Origin of the sequence: Saliterribacillus persicus, assembly GCF_003337485.1 — a bacterium.
Taxonomy (GTDB): Bacteria; Bacillota; Bacilli; order Bacillales; family Amphibacillaceae; genus Saliterribacillus; species Saliterribacillus persicus.
In genome coordinates this window covers 1-1,473 of record NZ_QPJJ01000035.1, presented here as the reverse complement: position 1 = coordinate 1,473, position 1,473 = coordinate 1, and the positions used below count along the sequence as shown (strand labels likewise).

The window sequence follows — 1,473 nt, the reverse complement described above, 5'->3', positions numbered from 1 at the left end:
TAAAGTGTACCCTTTGTAAAGGACTTTTTAAAAAAAGACTATGCTACACTGGAAAGGTGATTCCTGTATTGTACAGGAGTCATCTTTTTTAGATTCCATTGATATCTGTAAATGTTGTAATAAGTCATATAACTCTTAATTTCACGCTTTAACTCATTTAGTGTTTCACAAGGTTTAATATATGCTTCATCTTTGAAATGCCCAAAAAATGATTCTTGTGGGGCGTTATCCCAACAGTTTCCTCGTCTTGACATGGATTGTCCTAAACCATATTTCTTAACCATTTTTTGATAGATTGGATTTGTATAGTGAAATCCTTGATCTGAATGGATGAAGGCTCCTTCTGCAAACTTTACCCTTCTATTATTTTTCAACTTTAAAAGCGTGTCTGTTGCGATATCTAAAGTGATACGATCAGAAACGTTGTAGGCTAATATTTCATTTGTTGATCCATCTTTAATCGTGGATAAATAAGCTTTCTTTCCCTTTCCATAAAATAAATAAGTGATATCTGTTAATAATACTTTTCCAGGTATATTTTGTTTAAATTGTCGGTTTAATTTGTTTGGTAATACAGTATGTTCTTTCGTTGCTTTCGCCATCCGACGATAAGGATTAGCTTTTCTGATAGGGCATATAATGCCATACTTCTTCATAATTCTTCGGATACGTTTTAGGTTGTAATTGATATTAAACTCGCCATCTAAAGTCATTTTAATTTGACGAGCACCCTTTTTGCGTTTTTTGTAGTTAAAGGCTTTCAATATCTTCTCTTTGGCAATTTCATCTTCTTTGTCACGTTGTTTTCTTCTTTCAAGTGACTCTAATGAAAAATAATTATAATATCCTGACGGGGATACACCAGCTTCCTTACATAAGTACCTCACTTTGTTTTTTAATTTATACTTATCAATTACGAATTTAATCAGTTCAAACCTCTGCGATGCAGGAATGTTTATTTCTGTTTTTTCTTCAGTCTCCTCTCTGCCATATCGATCTTTTTTAGTAATTCTACCTCTGCTTTTAATAAGTTATTTTGCGCCTCCAATCTTTCATACTTTTCTTCTATAGAGAGCTCCTTTTCACTCGGTCTACCGGTGTTTCCTTTACGGGTGTCCTGTAAACCACCTATCCCATTTTTTCGATATGCTGCACGCCATCTTTTACCTGAAGATTCTATACGTTTTTTTCCGATAATATCTATATCGAATCCATGATCCTCAAATATTTGTCTTGGAAATTTACCTTTTTCATTTTCAGTAATAAAAACTCTTTTAAATTCATCAGTATAAGTAATCCCTTTTTCACTAACAGATTTTACGTAAATATTTTTAGATAATATTTTTATTTCCTTTTCCTTAAACAATCTCTTACTCATTTTCTTTCCCCATTTACTATTTTTTCTTAATTATACACAAAAGCACCCTATAGGTAGACTTTTTTTAAAGTGTCTACTCTATAGGGTACATTTTA

At 32.0% G+C, this 1,473-nt stretch carries 1 protein-coding gene; it reads right to left on the bottom strand.

Annotation, left to right across the window (positions count from 1 at the left end; genetic code table 11):
* Positions 1–38 precede the first annotated feature (38 nt).
* A protein-coding gene (locus DFR57_RS18085) for an IS3 family transposase (protein ID WP_425450979.1) occupies positions 39–1,378 on the bottom strand; the annotation gives its coding sequence in 2 pieces (ribosomal slippage) (positions 39–962 and positions 965–1,378; 1,338 coding nt in all).
* Positions 1,379–1,473 lie beyond the last annotated feature (95 nt).